Below are 16,713 nucleotides of genomic sequence, written 5' to 3' on the forward strand. Positions count from 1 at the left end.
CTTTTGAGGATTAAAGGTAACTATTGAGATTTAAAATATATATTTCAATTTTTGTTATGTGCTGCATCGTAATCGGTATTTCCGTTTATTATACTAATCAAAGTACAAAAATTTTAATTGAAGAAAAAGCAAAAGAAGTTTTTAAAACCAGAACAAAAGAATATAAAGTAATATTAAATGATAAAAAAAATTTTCTTAATTCCTTTGCAAAATTTTTGAGTACTTCTAAACCGGTTATTGAGGCTTATCTTGAAAACAACAGAACAAAACTGATAAATTTCGTAATGCCTTTATACAAAAATCTTCATGCTTCAGGATTATTAGAAGAGATTCATTTTTTTAAAAGACCAGCTATAAGCTTCGTTAATTTCGCAAATTTAAAAGCTTATAATATTGACGTAAGCAAAGCCAGAAGAGATATTGTTTGGGTCAGCACTTCGTTTACTCCTTCTACGCATTTTTACGTATGCAGGCTATATCCCGGATTTAGAGCCACTTATCCTATAATTTATAAAGACAGACTACTTGGAAGCTTATCGTTTGGTATTCATATTAATACTTTTGCAAAACTATTCAGACAGCTAGGCGTAAAAGATATTAGCATATATTTAAATAATAACATTTTAAAAAATTCCCTTACATCAAAAAGATATATTTTTTTTAAAAATCTGCCTTCATATAAAAACTGGAAAATCATGGGAAATATTTACAATATAAAACTCAGCCCAGGTTATGAAATAAAAAACGGCTATGTATTCACTAAAATCAAAATAAATGATTTTTTCAATCATACAATGGCATATTTAATTATAAAAGACGATATTTCTACAAGCATAAACGTATTAAAAACAAGAACTTTAAATAAACTCGCTTTAGAAATATTCAGTTATTTATTTATATTTATAGTAATATTTATTTTATTCAAATGGCTTTTTGACAAATTAAACGAAATGAACTATATTTTATCTCTAATTAAAAATCAGAAATTTAATCAAATTCCAAAAAAAACAGTCCCAAAAGACGAATTAGATAAATATAAAAACAATCTAATAGACATGGCAAACGATATAAAAACTTATATTTCTCTTTTGACTCAAAAAGTTGAAAAATATTCAGACAAAGCATATAAAGACGGCTTGACTGATATATTCAACAGAAGATTTTTAGAAGAAAAAGGAAATGAACTGTTTTTAAAATATAAACTTTCAAAATCTCAAGTCGGTATTATAATGCTGGATATAGACAACTTCAAAAAAATAAACGATACTTACGGTCATGATATAGGAGATTTGGTTTTAATAACACTTGCACAAAAAATCAAAAAACTTATAAGAAAAGAAGATGTTTTTATACGATACGGAGGAGAAGAGTTTATATTAATTTTACCTAATTCAAATATACACAATACATATAAAATTGCAGAAAAAATAAGACAGGCAATAGAAAAAACCGTTATTGATATAGGCGAAAAACATCTTGAGTTTACAATCAGCCTGGGAATAAGCGAAATACATTCGGATGACGAATCAATATATGACGCCATTAAAAGAGCGGATATCAATCTATACAAAGCAAAAAGAAACGGCAAAAACAGAGTCGAGTTTTAATAATTAGTTCTTTTAATAATAAACCGTATTCTTTATGTATCTGATTTTCAAAAAAAGAATGTTTTTTTATATAATTTCTACAAAAAGAGCATATATGAAACAACTGATAAATTCGGCTTTAAAAACTGCCGTTTTAATTATTAAACTTGTTATACCTTTTTATTTACTTGCAGATATACTTATCTATTTCGGCATCTTGCAAAAAATTTCTTTTATATTCGAGCCGATAACATCTATTATGGGATTAAACCCGGAAGTATCGTTATCCATTGCCGCCGGAGTTTTGTTTAATCTATATGCCGCAATCGCTTTCGCTGCCCCTCTCGGACTTACACCGTATGAATGGACAATTTTAGGACTGTTTTTAGGAATTGCACATGCCCTTCCCGTAGAAAATACCATTATGAAAAAATTAAGCATGCCTCACTGGTATTCAACTGTTCTTAGAATAGGTGTGGGTATATTGGCTGTTCTAATCTTAAGAGCTCTTCCGATACACATTGAAGGCAAAACCCTGCAAAAAGAGATAAGCCTGCCTCATTACAGCTCATTTTGGGACATGACAGGCACATCATTATATAATGCTTCTATTTTAGCTTTAAAAATTATTATTTTAATTACGATAATTATTTTTATAATGCATTTTATTAAAACAAAAATTTTTAAAAATAAAAATCTTAGCGCGTCCTTTTCCGTTATTACAGGAATAATTCTGGGAATAACATACGGTGCAGGTATACTTATAGCCGAAAAAGACAAATTAACAAAAAAAGAGCTTTTATTCGTAGGGACATTTCTTATGATTGCCCACTCTTTAATCGAAGACCCTCTACTTTTTGTACTGTTCGGAGCAAATTTTTGGGTTTTAGTCGGAATAAGACTGATTTTGGCGGTTATACTTTCTTACATAGCGGTTAAATTTATAAAACTTTAAACATATATTTCTAATTTTTTGGATTTATCAAAAATTTTATCAAAAAGCTCTTTTGCTTTTTTGACCTCATCAAGCGTAGCTTTTATCTGCTTTAATATATCATCAAACGTATTTACAGCTTCATGTTTTACCGCATTTAAATGATTTTCATTTTTTATTTTCGGAAGTACTGATTTTAACATCTGAGCGGTATTTGTCATAACCTTTTCATTTGCTTCTTTTTGTTTTATAAATTTTTCAAAGAGAGGTTTTATCTTTTTGAACGTTTCGGCTATTTCTTTTTTATCCTGTTCGCTTAATCCGTTGCCCTTATAATGAAACTCATAACCGTATTCATGCTTGAGCGTAAACTCTTCCGATTCAAAATTTCTGCCCTTTTTATATGAACTTGCAGCTTCAATCGAATCGTACATTTTAAGTTCAATTTGATCTCCGTCGCTTGTAACAAAAGAAAAATCAAAACTTGCCGAATTTAATCCGTACCTGTCAATATTTATCATACTGTCTCCCTCTTATTTTAGTCTAAATCGGCAAAATTATGCAATTAATAAAATATATCCAACATATAGTTCACAAACAACTATCATGTTTATGTCTGTCACTTTTCCAACTTGCCTGCTTTATATTTTTGAGATTTAAAATCCCGAAAAAAGTTTTCCGGGAAATATTATTCTTCCTCCTCCACTTCAACAGCCTGATACGTGTAAATTGTCGGATGATACATCAAACAGTCTCCCGGTAATCTCGCTTTCATACAAAGATGTGCAAAAAACAGCTCAAACGCCGGCAATTCTTCCCATACACTCGGAAGGAATGTTGCCTGATGATTCGCAAGCTGTAAGATAACCCCGTCAACTCCTGGGCGTATTTTTCTCATCAGATCTTCTTTATCCTCATATTCAAGTTTTTCAGGTATTGTAAGTACACTTACTTCTATTTTAACCCTTTCAAACTCTTCCGGAGTCAGCGGAGGAAATCTCGGATCTTCAAAAGCCGCAGCTTTAGCATTTGCTACAACATCGTCAATCAATGGCCTGTAAGGAAGGATTGATCCTATACATCCTCTAAGATTACTCCCTCTTGGTTTGTCTTTCATTTTAAGCGTAACAAAACACGCCCTCTTTTCTGCTAAAAAAGGATATTTTTTTATCCATTCTTCTTTATCAATAAGCTTTTTTCCTTCAAATTCTTCTAAAATTGACATTCTCGCAAGTTTCAACAGTACTCTTAAATCTTCCATTTTCCCCTCCTTATATTTTATATATTATATCATATTTCTTTAGTCAATTTAACTAAACTATTTGCTCAGTTGCGCTTTTTCCTCAAGTTTATAAAGCCATATAAAGACATCTACTACCGCTTGATACATTTTAGGAGGTATCTCCTCTCCAACCTCCACATTCAAAAGCATATCCGCAAGAGTTTCGTTTTGAAAAAGAGGCACATCGTAAAGTTTGGCTTTTTCAATTATTTTTCTTGCAAGCTCTCCTTTGCCTTTTGCAATTACTTTCGGAGCGTTTTGTTCATAAGCTTTATATTTTAACGCTACGGCTTTATTCATATTTGTAGATTTTTTCATATACGGGACCTTTTTTTGTAAGTGTGGATTTATAAAGATACACTTCAAGAGGTACTTCAAACTCAATGTTTTCCCATTTTTTAAGTTCATCCCAAAACTTTTTGTCTTTAATGTTTTTTATTCTGCAAAGCGTTATATGAGGTTTAAAAGGCTTGTCGTTCGTTAAGCCAAACTTTTCATTAATCTGTCTGTTTATATCATCGTCAATATCGGCTTTTAAATACAGTACCCGATCGCCAAAAGTTCCTATTCCTTTAACTTTTAACTTTTCATTTTTAATTTTTAATTTTGTTTTATATTTCTCAGGCTCATCATCACCTATAAATTTATGGGTCAAATGTAAATTCCACCCTTCAACCCACTTACCCTCAACATATTTTGAAAGCGAATTTTTAACAGCCCCGTATATCGGGAGCTGCACAGGTGTAGCTATAAAAAGTCTCATTTTAAAAACTTTAAAACAATACTAAACAGTACGCTTAAAACAATACTTATAATGATTGAAGATGTTATAGGAAAATAAAATTTAAAATTTCCTTTGTCTATTACGATATCACCCGGAAGTCTAAAAAGAGGAAAACCTTTAAACAGATACAAAATAACGCCTATTAAAATAAAAATCAGACCTATAAATATAAAAATTTTTGCCATTTTTTTCCTTTTTTAAACTTATTGCCTTCTTCCTTTATCCTGTATCCTTCAACCTTTTTTTAATTATATCAAATTAGCTATAATTTCATTAAAAAAGGACCATTATGCCTATGACAATAACCGAAAAGATTTTTGCAGAGCACATAGGCCGCGAGGTTAAACCCGGTGAAATTATTATGTGCGATGTGGATATGACTATCGGAAACGATATTACAACACCTATTTCAATCAGAGCTTTTAATGAAAGCGGTGCCGAAAAACTTGCAAAACCTGATAATTTTGCAATCGTTTTAGACCACTTTATCCCGCCAAAAGATATTGCAAGCGCAAATCAGGCTAAAATCAACAGGGATTTTGCATATAAACACGATCTTAAAAACTTTTTTGACGAAAAAGATATGGGAATCGAGCATAGATTACTACCTGAAAAAGGTCTTGTAATTCCGGGAGACGTTATTATCGGTGCGGATTCTCATACCTGTACACACGGCGCTCTAGGAGCTTTTTCTACGGGTATGGGTTCTACCGATATCGCATTTTGCATGATTACAGGTAAAAGCTGGTTTAAAATTCCTGAGAGTATCAAAGTAGTATTTAAAGGCGAAAGACAGCAGCACGTATACGGAAAAGATCTGATCTTAGAACTTATCAGAAGAATAGGCGTTGACGGAGCATTATACAAAGCTCTTGAATTCACGGGAGAAGTTATTGAAAACCTTCCAATGGATGACAGAATGAGCCTTTGTAACATGGCTATTGAAGCGGGAGCTAAAAACGGAATTGTCGCATACGACAAAATCACTGAAGCGTTTTTAGAAGAAGTTAAAAAATACAATCCTTTAAGAAGCGAGCCTAAAATCCATTATTCAGATCCTGACGCAAACTATTCTCAGGTAATTGAAATAGACGTAAACAAACTCGAACCTCTTGTAGCGTATCCTTTCCTTCCAAGCAACGGCAAACCTGTAAGCCAGGCGGTTAAAGACGATATCGAAATCGACCAGGTATATATCGGAAGCTGTACAAACGGAACGCTTAGCGACCTTAGAATTGCAGCCGAAATCCTTAAAGGCAAAAGAGTACACAGAAGAGTAAGATTGATCGTAACCCCTGCAACTCAGAGAATTTACAAACAGGCTGAACACGAAGGAATCCTTGATATCTTAATTGACGCCGGCGCTGTTGTTGCAAATCCTACATGCGGTGCCTGCCTTGGCGGATATATGGGTATTCTCGGTGACGGAGAAAGAGCCGTAGCCACTACAAACAGAAACTTCAGAGGAAGAATGGGAAGCAGAAGCAGCGAAGTATACCTAAGCAACTCCGCAGTTGCGGCTGCAAGTGCGATTGCAGGTAAAATAGCCGATCCTAGAGAAATTTAATTTCTCTTTTTATATTCTTTTATACTAATTCCTCTATCCGTTTCTTCAATATCAAATTTAATATATCTTGAGTTTTTCCATTTTTTTAAATCAGCAATATTTATTTTAAAATATTCAGCTATCTCTTCATCTGTAACTTCAGGAATCGGTTTTCTTCTGTGTAAATTACCATAAGTTATCTTATTATACAGTGCCCAAGATATAAAAATAACTCCAAACGCAAAAATAGTAAAACTGTTTTTTATTAAAAATTTTACAATTTCTTCATATACATCCATGTTAAAAACATCTTCGCTAAATACATGAATCTCAAACAAAAGCCATAATATCAAAGCAAATAGCGGCCTGAATATATAAATTAAAAAAGCCCAGAATAAAAAAGTAATTATTTTATCCCTTGCTTTAGCAGTTTTATTTAAAAATTCAGGATTTTCTATAATAATTTTATCTGTATTCAACATTTTAATCTCCTATACCTCTGTCCGGACTGTCCCACACTGCCCTTTTGCCTTTTTCTTTAAACATAGCTTTTATAAATCCGACTGTTGTCGTAAATACATTTATTATCCAAAAGGCAAAAGGATACCAGATTATCCAGTAATAATACCTGCCTACACCCTTTTCATATTTTGAATCGATAAAAAGACTTATAGCAAACTGCAATAAAAAAGTAATTCCTAAAAAAGTACCGTAAATTGACGGAACTAAAGTAGGCACTTTCATGCCTTCGGGCATATTTATGAAATGACCCAATATCCATATAATTAATGTAAAAATTGCAGAATATGCCCATATTAAACTTAAAAAATATTCCGCATAAATTCCCCACATTCTTCTGCTTTTGTAATCAAATATATTTTTAAAATATTTTTTCAATACCTCAGCTCCTCCCTGGGCCCATCTCAGTCTTTGTTTCCAAAGCCCCTTCATTGTTTCCGGAACCAGCATCCAGCAGATTGCATTCGGTTCATATCTTATATTCCAGTGATTAAGTTCTAATCTCCAGCTGATATCAATATCGTCAGTTACCATATCCGTATGCCAGTAGCCTATTTTATGGATTGCCGATTTCCTGAATGCAACTATCACTCCAGACACGGTAAATACTCTTCCATAAATTCTCTGTGCTCTTTTTATTATACCTACAATTGCCGAAAATTCTCCAATCTGTATTTTTCCAAGAAGAGAAGATCTGTTTCTAATCCTCGGATTACCGGTAACGGCTCCCACTCTGGGTCCGTTTAAAAAATGTGACATCATCCATGTAATGGCATTCGGGTCTAATATAGCGTCACCGTCGATACATATCAGATATTCTCCGTTTGAAATCATTGCCGCAGAATTTAATCCTATAGCTTTACCTTGGTTTTTTGCGAATTCGATAACTCTTATATTTTTATGTTTACTTTGTATATCTTTTAATATTTTTCCGGTGTTGTCACTGCTACCGTCATTCACGGCTATAATTTCAAAATTCGGATAATTGGTTTTTAAAAGATAATCAATAGTTTCTTGTATATGATTTTCTTCATTGTAACAAGGCACTAAAATACTTACCAACGGATATTTGTCCAGTTTTGGAGGACTGTCAGGATCTGTACCTCTTTCCCAATGAAAATAATAATACACAGCCCCTATCATCCATATGTAAGCCATAAAAAGAGGATAATAATAAGAATAGTTTATAAGCTGTTCTATTATTTTTATAAAAAAATCTGATGTAAACATATTATTTCCTCTCAAACGGATACTGCTGCAGCGACATTACCGAATAAATCGTTCTGAATTTCGGCTGGTTTTGTAAAAAATCATCCGGATAATAACCGTAGTTTAATATACCGTTTATCTGCAACAGTTCCATTTGACTGGCTAAAGTTTTTGATTTTATCATTCTGTTTTCTTTCCAGTTCTTGCTTTGTAGTTCAAAGACGGATTTTTTCACTCCGTCTTTATATTTTTTTACGTCTTTGATTAATTTCAAAAGCCACTGATCTGCATTTTTGGCGTTTTCCATATACGGCATCGCCATTACTGCCGTATAATCATAACTGTTTAAAAATTTTTGAAAATTTTGTGCAAACCAGGCTTCACTTTCAGTATGCATTATCACCCTTGCATAAATATTTCTTGCAGTTTTCACCTCTGGTCTATATATCTGCACTTCTTTTTTCAACTCTATGGTAAATGCTATCAGTGAATCGGTTTTAAAATCCGTCCATTTTTTAAACAACAGTTTATTCTGTCTTATTTTTGCTATTGAATCAGGAAAACCGTTTTTCATATAAACTTTCAAAGCGGCACTGCTTGCATCTTCATAATCCGTAAAAAATCCGTCATCATGAAACAAAATACCGTTAAACGAGGTGTATTTTGCCAAATCTTCATATATTCCCTTAATTATCTTCCTTGAATCGACGTCAAATATTGAAAGTCTCTTATAATATTTTTTATTTATAAAACTTTTTTTCGTTACGGGATCATAACTTTTTACATAAACACCTTTATTTCCCAAGTTAAAAGCGCTTACCGGCAGCCAGGCATAAACATCAACACCACATCTTGTCATTAACTGCCAGGCAACCCTGTTAAAAAGATCCGCCCTTACAGGCATATATCTGTTCGGAAAATAAAGGGCATTGGCCACACCGTCTCCGTCAGGATCGGCAAAAGCCTGAAGATATACCGTAGTGATTTTATAAGCTTTAATCCTGTCTAAAAGCCTGCCTAAATTTTTTTCCTGCTGAACCGGTTCGGGATCATATATATAATCCAAATCCACATGCACAACCCTTTGAATTTTCTTTGCATTCGGTTTATCAATAGTCCAAACTATGTCGTTTAACTTATCTGTTGAAAAAATCAGTATTCTTCTTAATCTGTCTAAATCATTTAACGTATTAGAACCGTCATCTAACGTAAAAGCGATATCCATACCTAATTTCTTGGCTATATTTAAAGCTATTTCATTATATTCTCCAAACGGCCATACAATTACTCTTGGTCTTTTTCCGGTTTTTTCGTATATCAATTCGCTATTTTTTTCCAAATCTTTTTTTATTCTTTTTTTATAATGTACATCACTTTCATATGTTTTAGTTTTTGGATCATATATCCTGCTAGTTACCGCCGGTTCTTTATTTCCTTGAGGATTGGCCAATACACCGTAATGTAAATTATAAGTATGGGAAGCTATTTCCACAAGTCCGGAATCACTCATCTCTTTTATCTCTTTCCAGCTTAGAAGAAGACTTCTTTTTTTTAGTTTGTTTCCGTATAAAAACTTTTCACCTTTTTTAGCTTCAAGCCATTTACCTACAACACCCAAAACTGCAGGATAGTTATACGCTTTCAAAATCGGATACACTCTGGTGTAGAAACTTTGATAAGCATCGTCAAACGTTAATAAAATTGCTTTTTTAGGAAGTTTTTTAATTCCTTTTTTCGCCGCTATCAAATCATCAATACTTACAGGATGATATCCGTGGGCACTAAGCCAGTTTAACTGCTGCAAAAATTTAGCCGTGGAAATAGTCATAATATCAGGATCTTTAGGGTTATCTTCTACATTATGATAACAAAGAACCATAAATTTATCTCCCGCATAAAGACTGACAATATAAATCAAAATAATCAATATCTTTTTAAACATTTAAAATCTCCTATCAAGGGAAAAATAAAAAGATGTGTCATACTCTATATCCCCGTAATAATTTTTACTTCTGGTAATTCCGTATATTAAATTAAAGCTATCTCCTATATCCCATCTATGTTCGTATCTGATCACCCATACCGGATGAGAGGAATAATTTTCAATCCAATAATTCCCTATACTGATTCCTAAAACATGTGAAAAAGCGTATGAGTATCTTCTGTAAAGATGCCAAATATTTTCAAAATCAACGCCTATATATCTGTCTCTTTCCGGATTAAAATAAACAGCGTCCTGTTTTGTATTTGAAGATACAGCGTATGAAAAAGTCGTATTCAGTTTATAATAAGGACCGGTAACCAGTCGTTCATAATGAGACAAACTTATACTTCTTCTTATATTGGAATCGTTAAAATCCATTTTTTCAAATTCAATATCCGTCTGTCTGCTTTCACTGTTTCTATAAGTTAACACAACATCAAATCTATTGGCATAAATATTATTTTTTAAAGCTCTTAAAGGTGTGTTTTGAGCATAACTTTCATATTTGCCGAATAGTATCCATTTATCAGTAAAAAAATATTTACCGTCTATAAACCAGCTGTTTTTGTTTACATTTTTATTTGTCACGATACCGATATTAGAAGTTAAATTACTTTTTTTGTATTCTAAGGCTAGTCCGAGTCTTTTATATATTTCTTTGCCCTCTTCCACTGTTCCTTTTGAATAATATCCCAAAAGGTAAACTCTGTAGTTGTAATTTATAGGTTTAGAATATAATTTTGTTTCAACATGATAATAATTATTACCGTAATTTATACCGTTACTCGCCCCGAAAACAGCTTCAACTGTCAATTCATATCTGTTTTTATATATATCAAAAAGTTTTTTTGCTCTTTGAACCTGTAGATCTTCCGGATATTTTTTATATAAGCCGTTAATTATTTTTTCACTTTTTCTAAATTTTTGAATATCCAGCAGCGCAAGGGCTTTTATTAAATTTGCGCTTTTGTTTTTTGGATTATACGAAATTGCAAAATCACACTCTTTTACAGCTTTCCTTCCCCATCCCCTGTCTTTATAAACACTTGCCAATGTTGCTCTAAGGTCTACATTAGCAGGCGCAATACTGCACATTTTTTCAAATCTTTTCTGGGCTTCATTCATATAATCAGCAAAATATCTTGCAAGAACCGCCGCAGTGGCACTGTCAACTTTATTAGGATTTTCAAATTTTCCTTTAATCCATGCAGGCTGATTCACATTAACTTTATCAATCCATTTAATTGCTTTATTTAATTTAAACATTTCCACATAACAGTAAAAAACCCCTAATTTACTTTCAAAATCTTTAGGATGTTTTTTTAATACCTCCGTATAATATTTTAAAGCTTTTTCAGGTTTTTTATTGTATAAATAAGCATCCGCTGCAGCACTTAACGTATAATAGGGAATATTTATATTTTCTTTTTTTAGTTTTTTATATTCTTTAATAACTTCTTTCATATAATATCTGTCCCTGAGTGCCACAATTTTGTCAAACCTGGCTTTTAAAATATTAAAATTTTCATTTTTCATTTTAGTTTTTGAATTTGAAATTAAACTGTCGAGTTTTTTCAGAGCTTCATCAGTTTCTTTAAACCTGTTTTTATTATCAGGCAAATTCATTTCACCCCATCTTATTTTGAAAGCAATCTTATCTTCTTCTAACCTATAGATATAATTTTTATTAAATATTTTTGGATTTTTTTCCATATATCTGTACGCCAAATAAGGCAGTCCCAGCATATCCAGCATTCTTACAAGACCCCTTAAAGCATCATTACATTTTGGGTTTAATTCAAGCGCTTTTTGATAATTAACAAAAGAATCATAATATCTGCTTTCATTTTCTAAAATATATCCTTTTAAAAAATAGTAATAATAATTTCTTTTAATTCCTTTTAAATAATATGTGGCGGTTTTAGGTGTTTTATTATCTACCAATGATAAAATCAGTCCGTATTTACAGTTTATGTTTTTACTGTTTTGAATTAAACACAGCTGATAAAAATAAACAGCCTTTTTATATTGTCCGCTGTTTCTCCATATTTTGGCAATATATTCAAAATTTTTATCTGAAAAATTTTGATTATCTATAATTACCGCTTCTGCTTTTATAAAGATAAAACATAAAATTAGTAATAAAACTATTTTTTTCATAAGTTAGAACCTTTTTAATTATATATTAATGTCTATTTAATATATATTTAATATATTGTAACACATTTATATTTTTTTTACCATGACAAAAAAGCTCATAATCCGATAATTGTGACAAATAAGAAGAAAAGAAGGAAAGTTATTTTTGAAGTTGAATTTTTACAGGCCCCAAATGCATTGCGTTAGTTACTAATCCTCCGCTTTTAATCCATGCTTTGATTCCGCCTTTTAAAACATATACGTTTTTAAAATCATACCATTTATACAGTGTTGCTGCCGCCAATAAAGCTCTGTGCCCTGTTCTACACACAAATACGTATGTTTTATTAGGCTTTAACCTTCCTTTTTTAACACCTGCGTATAATACTCCTCTTGGCAAATTTATAGTTTCAATATAATCAATCTGTCCCGCATTCCACTCGGCAGGTTCTCTTACATCCACTATTTCAAAATTTTTATTGTTTTTCATCCAGTTTTTAAGTGTTTTTACCGTAATAAAATGATTTCCTACAACTTTAACAGCTTCAGCTTTTTGGGCTTTTACTCCGTTTAAAGGATTATATGCAAATAATACACCTACACTTAATAATCCTGCCAATAATAATTTTTTCATTCTTTTTCCTTTTTTTGAAAATAATAACCAAATAATAAGCTTACTGCATTGACAACGGTCAATATTAGATAAAATTATAAAAACTATAAAGGTATCTAATGGATTATTTGATTCCAGAATGGGAAAAACAGGAATTTGTCCAGCTGGTTTTTCCACACAAAAACACCGACTGGGCGTGTTGTTTGGAAAAGGCGATAAATACGTTCACCGAAATAGCTTATGCCATCGCTAGGTATGAAAAAGTTCTTATCTGTTATGAAGACGAAAATACTGTTTCACATTTAAAACATAAAAATTTTATTTTTAAAAAAGTAAAAAACAACGATACCTGGGCAAGAGACTTTGGAGCCATAAGTGTAAAAACCGATAATGAAGTTAAACTTCTGGATTTCAAATTCAACGGATGGGGATTAAAATTTCCGGCAAATTTTGACAATCAAATATCCCGGCAAATTTTCAATATTCACAAAAGCTACAATTTTGTACTTGAAGGCGGAAGCATAGATACAAACGGCAAAACGCTTCTTACAACTTCTAAGTGTCTTTTAGAAGCGAACAGAAACTATCCGTTATCAAAAGAAGAAATAGAAACCTTTTTAAAAAAAGAACTTTTTGTAAATGAAATTATCTGGCTAAACCACGGTTTTTTGGAAGGTGACGATACCGATTCGCATATAGACACTCTGGCAAGATTTGCAAATGAAAACACTATTCTTTACTGCAAATGTGAAGATAAAAACGATATTCATTATGTAGAACTTACAAAAATGGAAAAAGAACTTAAAAAAACCGGCTTTAACCTAATTCCTCTACCGCTTCCCGAGCCGAAAATATGGGATAATCACCGACTGCCTGCAACTTATGTCAACTTTTTAATAATAAACAATGCGATTCTACTGCCCGTATATGAAGACAAAAACGACAAATACGTTTACGATATGTTTTGCGAAATATTTCCACAGAGGGAAATCCTCCCTATAAACGCAAACACACTTATAAAACAGCACGGCTCAATTCATTGTATAACAAAAGAGTATTTTTCAGACACTTTGAAATAGGCCTAGTATTTTTTCTTTGAATTATATTATTCCGCAATTGTTTTTACACCGCCACAAATGTTAACACTAAGACCAAATAATTTTTTATTAATAACTTATAACTCAGGAATAAAGTTCTAATTTAAAAAACAAATGGATGTATATTAGATGCAACAATATACTTGTCTCTAATTTTATTATAGGATTTCATTTAATCAGCAATATAATAAATAAAATTTTTTTTAATATAATATATTAAGAATCCTAAAAAAATAACATTTATAAAAAAAGTAAAATATAAACCTACAAATTTTGTAAAGACATATTTCAATTGATAAATATAAAAGCACGATAATAACGTCAAATATTATGAGTATTATAAAATATAATTTTTATATAATTATAACATTGCTTATTATAACATTGCTTATTTTATTATGTAATTTTTATTCACTAATGTACATATACATAAGTAGTTATATAATTAAATTTAAAACTTTAATAATAACTTTATATTCTGTATATGTTGAATAATAAAAACTTAATATTAATAAGTTAATTAATAACTATTATATCAATACGCAATATATATGAGATTTAATTGTATAAAATAAAAAAAGGATTAATAAAGCGCCAGACCCTATTGGTAGTAATTTGAAAGAGCTGATTGATATGATGAATTGGCAGCTTCGGGATTTACAGTATATACTATAAATCCTAGCGGGGACCTACTTTCCCACACCTGAAAGGTGCAGTATCATCAGCGCTGTAGGGCTTAACTGCCAGGTTCGGAATGGAACTGGGTGTTTCCCCTACGCTTTTCCCACTAGGATTGATACTATATACTGAAAGTTAGCTGTTAAAAGTCTTGTCCATCACCGCAAGTAAAGCCAATCGGGTTATTAGTACTGGTCAGCTCAACCCCTTGCAGGGCTTACACCCCCAGCCTATCAAGCAGGTAGTCTTCCTGCACCCTCATGGGAAGGCTCATCTTGGAGTGGGCTTCCCGCTTAGATGCTTTCAGCGGTTATCCCTTCCGAGCTTGGCTACCCAGCACTGCCCTTGGCAGGACAACTGGTACACCAGTGGCTCGTCCAACCCGGTCCTCTCGTACTAGGGTCAGCTCTCCTCAACCTTCCTACGCCCACGGCAGATAGGGACCGAACTGTCTCACGACGTTCTGAACCCAGCTCGCGTACCGCTTTAAATGGCGAACAGCCATACCCTTGGGACCTGCTCCAGCCCCAGGATGCGATGAGCCGACATCGAGGTGCCAAACCTCCCCGTCGATGTGAGCTCTCGGGGGAGATCAGCCTGTTATCCCCGGGGTACCTTTTATCCTTTGAGCGATGGCCCTTCCACTCAGAACCACCGGATCACTAAGACCGACTTTCGTCTCTGCTCGACCTGTTTGTCTCGCAGTCAGGCTGGCTTGTGCCTTTACACTCTTCTGACGATTTCCAACCGTCATGAGCCAACCTTTGTGAGCCTCCGTTACTCTTTAGGAGGCGACCGCCCCAGTCAAACTACCCGCCAGGCACTGTCCCCCAGCAGGATTACTGCTGCGGGTTAGTAGGCAGGATATCCAAGGGTGGTATCTCAAGGGCGGCTCCACCCGAGCTGGCGCCCGGGCTTCATAGCCTCCCACCTATCCTGCACATGGATATCCCACCTACAATGCCAAGCTGTAGTAAAGGTCCACGGGGTCTTTCCGTCTTGCCGCGGGTAGGAGGAATTTTCACCTCCACTACAATTTCACTGGATCCCTCCCTGAGACAGCCCCTCACTCGTTACGCCATTCATGCAGGTCGGTATTTAACCGACAAGGAATTTCGCTACCTTAGGACCGTTATAGTTACGGCCGCCGTTTACCGGGGCTTCGGTTCACCGCTTCGCCTTACGGCTAACGGATCCCCTTAACCTTCCGGCACCGGGCAGGCGTCACACCCTATACTTCCTCTTGCGAGTTAGCAGAGTGCTGTGTTTTTGGTAAACAGTCGGCAAGAGCGCTGCGCTGCGACCCCTTTCGGCTCCACCCGCAGGGGGCTTCACCTACTCGGGGCACACCTTATCCCGAAGTTACGGTGCCAGTTTGCCGAGTTCCTTAGGGAGGGTTCTTCCACGCGCCTTAGAATACTCATCCCGCCTACCTGTGTCGGTTTGCGGTACGGGCTACTAATAGCTCAAACGCCTTAGAGGCTTTTCTCGGCACGACGGCATCACCGATTCTCTCTCCGTCCCGAAGGACTTTGAGAGCCTGTCAGGTCTCGGAGTATTGTCAGACGGATTTGCCTATCTGACCTCCTACACCCTTCGAGCCACTATTCCATCAGTGACCTCGGTTAGCCCTATGCGTCCCCCCTTCGGCTCGCTATTAGTAGGTAACGGAATATTAACCGTTTTCCCATCGACTACGCCTTTCGGCCTCGTCTTAGGTCCCGACTAACCCTACACTGACGAGCATCGTGTAGGAAACCTTAGGCTTTCGGCGAACAGGATTCTCACCTGTTTTATCGCTACTCATGCCTGCATGCTCACTTGATGCCGCTCCACTGCTCCTTACCGGTACAGCTTCGACGCTGACATCAACGCTCTCCTACCACTCCAGTCCAACTGGAATCTACGACTTCGGCGGATAGCTTTAGCCCCGTTATATTTTCGGCGCTCCCCCGCTCGACCAGTGAGCTGTTACGCTTTCTTTAAAGGATGGCTGCTTCTAAGCCAACCTCCTGGTTGTCTAAGCAGGAAAACCTCCTTTTCCACTTAGCTATCACTTGGGGGCCTTAGTCGGTAGTCTGGGTTGTTCCCCTCTCGACATAGGATTTTATCACCCTACGCCTCACTGCCAAGATTCCACCGTAGGTATTCGGAGTTTGACAGGGTTTGGTACAGCTGTGGGCCGCCCTAGCCCTATCAGTGCTCTACCCCCTACGGCTACGTCTTGACGCTGCACCTAAATGCATTTCGGAGAGAACCAGCTATCACTGAGTTTGATTGGCCTTTCACCCCTATCCACAGGTCATCCGAAGGCTTTTCAACGCCTACCGGTTCGGTCCTCC

At 34.7% G+C, this 16,713-nt stretch carries 14 protein-coding genes and 2 rRNA genes (1 of these 16 cut by a window edge); 4 read left to right on the top strand and 12 right to left on the bottom strand.

From position 1 onward, the window contains the following. Positions 1–23: 23 nt before the first annotated feature. Together C3L23_RS09115 and C3L23_RS09120 are read left to right on the top strand one after the other, a co-directional pair. Entirely contained in the window at positions 24–1,607 is a 1,584-nt protein-coding gene (locus tag C3L23_RS09115) for a GGDEF domain-containing protein (protein WP_127681973.1), read from the top strand. Between the two features lie 94 nt (positions 1,608–1,701). Then, positions 1,702–2,541, top strand: a complete 840-nt coding sequence (locus tag C3L23_RS09120; RefSeq protein ID WP_127681975.1) for a nucleoside recognition protein — start codon at positions 1,702–1,704, stop codon at positions 2,539–2,541. Here the strand turns inward: C3L23_RS09120 and C3L23_RS09125 are convergent. From C3L23_RS09125 to C3L23_RS09145, 5 genes are all read right to left on the bottom strand, one after another. Continuing rightward, positions 2,538–3,041: an ATP/GTP-binding protein gene (locus C3L23_RS09125; protein ID WP_127681977.1), complete on the bottom strand. Its 504-nt coding sequence runs from the start codon at positions 3,039–3,041 to the stop codon at positions 2,538–2,540. The genes C3L23_RS09120 and C3L23_RS09125 overlap by 4 nt on opposite strands. A gap of 167 nt (positions 3,042–3,208) precedes the next feature. Continuing rightward, positions 3,209–3,781: an AmmeMemoRadiSam system protein A gene (gene amrA / locus C3L23_RS09130; protein WP_127681979.1), complete on the bottom strand. Its 573-nt coding sequence runs from the start codon at positions 3,779–3,781 to the stop codon at positions 3,209–3,211. 57 nt (positions 3,782–3,838) lie between these two features. Beyond that, positions 3,839–4,120: an EscU/YscU/HrcU family type III secretion system export apparatus switch protein gene (locus tag C3L23_RS09135; protein WP_246831068.1), complete on the bottom strand. Its 282-nt coding sequence runs from the start codon at positions 4,118–4,120 to the stop codon at positions 3,839–3,841. Continuing rightward, the gene (gene thpR / locus C3L23_RS09140) at positions 4,095–4,565 is read right to left on the bottom strand and encodes an RNA 2',3'-cyclic phosphodiesterase (RefSeq protein WP_127681981.1); all 471 of its coding nucleotides are present in this window, start codon (positions 4,563–4,565) and stop codon (positions 4,095–4,097) included. Before thpR ends, C3L23_RS09135 begins: the two co-directional genes overlap by 26 nt. Then, on the bottom strand, positions 4,562–4,771 hold the full coding sequence (locus tag C3L23_RS09145) for a DUF2905 family protein (protein ID WP_127681983.1): 210 nt from the start codon (positions 4,769–4,771) through the stop codon (positions 4,562–4,564). The genes thpR and C3L23_RS09145 overlap by 4 nt, the downstream gene beginning before the upstream one ends. A gap of 104 nt (positions 4,772–4,875) precedes the next feature. Between C3L23_RS09145 and leuC the strand changes: the two genes are divergently transcribed. Next, the gene (leuC, locus tag C3L23_RS09150; RefSeq protein WP_127681985.1) at positions 4,876–6,153 is read left to right on the top strand and encodes a 3-isopropylmalate dehydratase large subunit; all 1,278 of its coding nucleotides are present in this window, start codon (positions 4,876–4,878) and stop codon (positions 6,151–6,153) included. Here the strand turns inward: leuC and pgaD are convergent. From pgaD to C3L23_RS09175, 5 genes are all read right to left on the bottom strand, one after another. Beyond that, positions 6,150–6,614 carry a poly-beta-1,6-N-acetyl-D-glucosamine biosynthesis protein PgaD gene (pgaD, locus tag C3L23_RS09155; RefSeq protein ID WP_127681987.1) on the bottom strand — a complete coding sequence of 155 codons (465 nt, stop codon included), beginning with the start codon at positions 6,612–6,614 and terminating at the stop codon, positions 6,150–6,152. The two genes, leuC and pgaD, sit on opposite strands and share 4 nt — an antisense overlap. Before the next feature lies 1 nt (position 6,615). Continuing rightward, a complete protein-coding gene (gene pgaC, locus C3L23_RS09160; protein ID WP_127681989.1) occupies positions 6,616–7,881 on the bottom strand; it encodes a poly-beta-1,6-N-acetyl-D-glucosamine synthase in 1,266 nt (421 codons plus the stop codon). A gap of 1 nt (position 7,882) precedes the next feature. Beyond that, positions 7,883–9,802, bottom strand: a complete 1,920-nt coding sequence (pgaB, locus tag C3L23_RS09165) for a poly-beta-1,6-N-acetyl-D-glucosamine N-deacetylase PgaB (protein WP_127681991.1) — start codon at positions 9,800–9,802, stop codon at positions 7,883–7,885. Further along, complete coding sequence (pgaA, locus tag C3L23_RS09170; RefSeq protein ID WP_127681993.1) at positions 9,803–12,004, bottom strand: poly-beta-1,6 N-acetyl-D-glucosamine export porin PgaA; 2,202 nt, start codon at positions 12,002–12,004, stop codon at positions 9,803–9,805. A gap of 139 nt (positions 12,005–12,143) precedes the next feature. Continuing rightward, positions 12,144–12,617 (bottom strand): rhodanese-like domain-containing protein, encoded by a 474-nt coding sequence (locus tag C3L23_RS09175; protein ID WP_127681995.1) that lies wholly within the window; start codon positions 12,615–12,617, stop codon positions 12,144–12,146. Positions 12,618–12,715: 98 nt separating this feature from the next. Here C3L23_RS09175 and C3L23_RS09180 point away from each other — a divergent pair, with 98 nt between their 5' ends. Beyond that, positions 12,716–13,675: an agmatine deiminase family protein gene (locus C3L23_RS09180; RefSeq protein WP_127681997.1), complete on the top strand. Its 960-nt coding sequence runs from the start codon at positions 12,716–12,718 to the stop codon at positions 13,673–13,675. A 694-nt stretch (positions 13,676–14,369) separates the two neighbouring features. Here the strand turns inward: C3L23_RS09180 and rrf are convergent. Further along, positions 14,370–14,485: ribosomal RNA gene (gene rrf / locus C3L23_RS09185) — 5S ribosomal RNA — on the bottom strand. Positions 14,486–14,535: 50 nt separating this feature from the next. Next, a 23S ribosomal RNA gene (locus tag C3L23_RS09190) occupies positions 14,536–16,713 on the bottom strand (it continues 731 nt past the right edge of the window).

This window comes from Nautilia sp. PV-1 (assembly GCF_004006315.1).
In the GTDB taxonomy this organism is placed as follows: Bacteria; Campylobacterota; Campylobacteria; order Campylobacterales; family Nautiliaceae; genus Nautilia; species Nautilia profundicola_A.

Excerpts from the sequence above, each read along its gene's own strand:
- C3L23_RS09120 (WP_127681975.1), top strand. The coding sequence starts at position 1,702 with ATGAAACAACTGATAAATTCGGCTTTAAAAACTGCCGTTTTAATTATT.
- C3L23_RS09125 (WP_127681977.1), bottom strand. The coding sequence starts at position 3,041 with ATGATAAATATTGACAGGTACGGATTAAATTCGGCAAGTTTTGATTTT.
- amrA (WP_127681979.1), bottom strand. The coding sequence starts at position 3,781 with ATGGAAGATTTAAGAGTACTGTTGAAACTTGCGAGAATGTCAATTTTA.
- C3L23_RS09135 (WP_246831068.1), bottom strand. The coding sequence starts at position 4,120 with ATGAAAAAATCTACAAATATGAATAAAGCCGTAGCGTTAAAATATAAA.
- thpR (WP_127681981.1), bottom strand. The coding sequence starts at position 4,565 with ATGAGACTTTTTATAGCTACACCTGTGCAGCTCCCGATATACGGGGCT.
- C3L23_RS09145 (WP_127681983.1), bottom strand. The coding sequence starts at position 4,771 with ATGGCAAAAATTTTTATATTTATAGGTCTGATTTTTATTTTAATAGGC.
- leuC (WP_127681985.1), top strand. The coding sequence starts at position 4,876 with ATGCCTATGACAATAACCGAAAAGATTTTTGCAGAGCACATAGGCCGC.
- pgaD (WP_127681987.1), bottom strand. The coding sequence starts at position 6,614 with ATGTTGAATACAGATAAAATTATTATAGAAAATCCTGAATTTTTAAAT.
- pgaC (WP_127681989.1), bottom strand. The coding sequence starts at position 7,881 with ATGTTTACATCAGATTTTTTTATAAAAATAATAGAACAGCTTATAAAC.
- pgaB (WP_127681991.1), bottom strand. The coding sequence starts at position 9,802 with ATGTTTAAAAAGATATTGATTATTTTGATTTATATTGTCAGTCTTTAT.
- pgaA (WP_127681993.1), bottom strand. The coding sequence starts at position 12,004 with ATGAAAAAAATAGTTTTATTACTAATTTTATGTTTTATCTTTATAAAA.
- C3L23_RS09175 (WP_127681995.1), bottom strand. The coding sequence starts at position 12,617 with ATGAAAAAATTATTATTGGCAGGATTATTAAGTGTAGGTGTATTATTT.
- C3L23_RS09180 (WP_127681997.1), top strand. The coding sequence starts at position 12,716 with ATGGATTATTTGATTCCAGAATGGGAAAAACAGGAATTTGTCCAGCTG.